This is a genomic window from Subtercola boreus (assembly GCF_003399635.1).
GTDB classification, from domain to species: Bacteria; Actinomycetota; Actinomycetes; order Actinomycetales; family Microbacteriaceae; genus Subtercola; species Subtercola boreus_B.
The window spans coordinates 1-2,576 of the sequence record NZ_NBXB01000080.1 but is presented as its reverse complement, the minus strand read 5'-3'; the positions used below and the strand labels follow the sequence as shown (position 1 = coordinate 2,576).

The 2,576-nt window shown below is 63.7% G+C and carries 2 protein-coding genes; both read right to left on the bottom strand.

The window, feature by feature from the left end:
* Positions 1 to 114 precede the first annotated feature (114 nt).
* The gene (locus B7R22_RS18455; RefSeq protein ID WP_116413144.1) at positions 115 to 864 is read right to left on the bottom strand and encodes an ATP-binding protein; all 750 of its coding nucleotides are present in this window, start codon (positions 862 to 864) and stop codon (positions 115 to 117) included.
* On the bottom strand, positions 861 to 2,417 hold the full coding sequence (gene istA, locus B7R22_RS18450; protein ID WP_116413143.1) for an IS21 family transposase: 1,557 nt from the start codon (positions 2,415 to 2,417) through the stop codon (positions 861 to 863). Before istA ends, B7R22_RS18455 begins: the two co-directional genes overlap by 4 nt.
* Positions 2,418 to 2,576 lie beyond the last annotated feature (159 nt).

Here is a 2,576-nt window from a genome sequence, read left to right as displayed (position 1 = left end):
TTGAGTATTTGAGGCTTTGAGCCCCATTTGATCGTGTGGTTGGGCACCATCGATTGTGCGGGTCAGCACCAGTGGTGGCGTGGTTTCGGTACCACTGGTGCTGTCCCGCGGGTGTCAGGCCGTGGCGTGGGCGGTGTGTTCGCGCATGTTGTAGGTGCCGGTCTCGACGGTGATGGTGTTGTGGATGATGCGGTCCATGATCGCGTCGGCGTGGACGCCGGAGCCGAGGCGTTGGTGCCAGTCTTTCTGCTGGTATTGGGTACAGAACACTGTCGATGTTTCGCCGTAGCGTCGTTCCATCAGCTCGAGCAGCATGCCGCGCATCGATTCCGTGGGGCGATCCAAGAGCCACTCGTCGATGACGAGCAGTGTGAACGAGGCGTATTTCCGGAGGAACTTGCCGCTGCCGCCGGTGGTGTCTTGCGCGGCGACCCAGGCTTCCTCGAGGTCGGGCATGCGGACGTAGTGCGCGCGGATCCGGTGCTCGCAGGCGCGTTTAGCGATCGCGCAGCCCAAATACGATTTCCCCGACCCGGTGAAGCCTTGGAAAACGACGTTCTGCTGCCTCGTCACGAACGAGCAGGTACCGAGCTGGGTCAAGACCTCCCGACTGAGGCCACGTTCGTGAAGCAGATCGACGAGGCGCAGGTCCGCGTTCGGGTACCGTAGCCCTGCCCGCCGGATCAGGCCGATGACTTTCGAGTGGGTGAAGGCCGAGTAGGCGTCATCGACGACCAACCGGACGCGTTCCTCGAACGACAAACTGATGCTGAGGGTCTCGTCCTGGGTGTTTATCGCTTCGAGCAGCTCGCTGGCGTTCATCTCTCGGAGTTTGCGTTTGGTCTCTGCGTCCAGGGCGCTCATCGGGCACCTCCTGCGTAGTAGGCGCTGCCGCGGACGTAGCCGCTACCATCGCCCTCTGGCTCGTCGGGGGCGTGGCCGGGTTTGTCTTGCCCGGTATCAAGGATCGGTCGCAGGTGCGCATATCGCGGTGAACGGATCGGCCCGCGCAAAGCCAGTGCGCAGGCCGCTTCGACCCGGGCGGGCGGGAATCGGCGGGACAGCCGCAGCACGGCCAACGCGGGGTCGTAGCCCGCTTCCTCGATACTGGCGGCCTCGAAGATCTTCCCCACAACCGTCACCGTGGCCGGTCCAATCCTGGCCGCCCACTCCTCGATCCGGGCCCGGTCCCAGGCCTGGAAGCTGCGCCCCTCGGGAAGGTCGGCGTCGTTCGTCCGATACTGGTTAGCGGTCGTGGCTGGCAGCAGGAGGTGACTGGTCAGACGTTCGTCGCACCGGTACACCTCCAGCATTGCCTCCGTGATACGAAGATCAACGCTGGCGCCGATGTGGCTGAAGGGAACGGAGTAGAAGTTCCTCGCCCACACCACGTGGGCGTTCTTGTTCACCTTGCGCCGGTAGGCCCACGTACTGATCTCGAACGGCGCCGCGGGCAGTGGGTGCAGCAGCGGCTTCTCCTCGGCCAGGAACACGCTGAGGCGGGAGCCGTCTCGTTTCTGGAACGGCTCCCGGTTATACGCACCGATCTGTTCTCGAATCCGGGTCCGTAACTGCGGCAACGACGTGAACTGCTCAAGACGCAAACCCGCGATCACCCACGTCGCGACATGAGAGACCGTGTTCTCGACACTGGCCTTGTCCTTCGGCGACCGAACCCTGCCCGGCAGCACCGCGGCGGAGTAATGCGCGGCCAGCTCCCGGTACGCGTCGTTCAGCACGACCTCACCCTCGCGAGGGTGGGAGATGACGCCGGTCTTCAGGTTGTCGGGCACCAGACGCGGGACAGTGCCGCCGAAGAAAGCGAACATCGCGGTGTGGGCGCGCAGCCACGATTCCTGCCGCATATCCAACATGGCCTCCACGAACGCGTACCGGCTGAACGGCAGACACGCGACGAACAGATACACCTTCGACATCTCGCCCGTTGTCGGATCCAGCAGTTGCATCGTGGGCCCGGACCAGTCGACCTCGACACTTCGGCCGGCCTTGTGACCGACCCGCGATGTCGCACCCGACACGGCCGCGTACTCGCCATACAGGCGGCAGAACCGGTCATAACTCATCGCAGCCTGGCCCGCCCGGGAACACGTGTCGACATATTCCTGCTGCAGCAGCTTCAACGTCACCCCGACCCGGGCCAGCTCGGCGTGGACCCGCGGCCAGTCCGGTTTTGCGAAGACACTCTCCCGGACCCCGCGGCCGGGAAACAATGTCGAATACGTCTCCGCCTCCGACAACTCCGCGACGTCATCCCATCCCAACCCCAGCCGCTCCGCCGCGTCGAGTACCGCCTGGATGCTGTGCCGCGACATCCCCTGAGCCGACTCGATCGCACGTCGCGACAAGCCCTGATTACGCAGCTGCAACACGAGCTTCGCCTTGATCTTCCGTACCATTACCGGTACTCCTCCCACCACGTGGCCATCACATGGTGGGAGGAGCTTCACAGGTGGTGCTCAACCACACCGATCATGGTGCTGAACGACGCAAACCAGGCACCTGAACAACGGTGCTCACCCGCATCAAAAGCGGTGCCCACAAAAGCGAATATTCAA

Coding starts and splice junctions, on each gene's coding strand:
- istA (WP_116413143.1), bottom strand. CDS start 2,417: ATGGTACGGAAGATCAAGGCGAAGCTCGTGTTGCAGCTGCGTAATCAG.
- B7R22_RS18455 (WP_116413144.1), bottom strand. CDS start 864: ATGAGCGCCCTGGACGCAGAGACCAAACGCAAACTCCGAGAGATGAAC.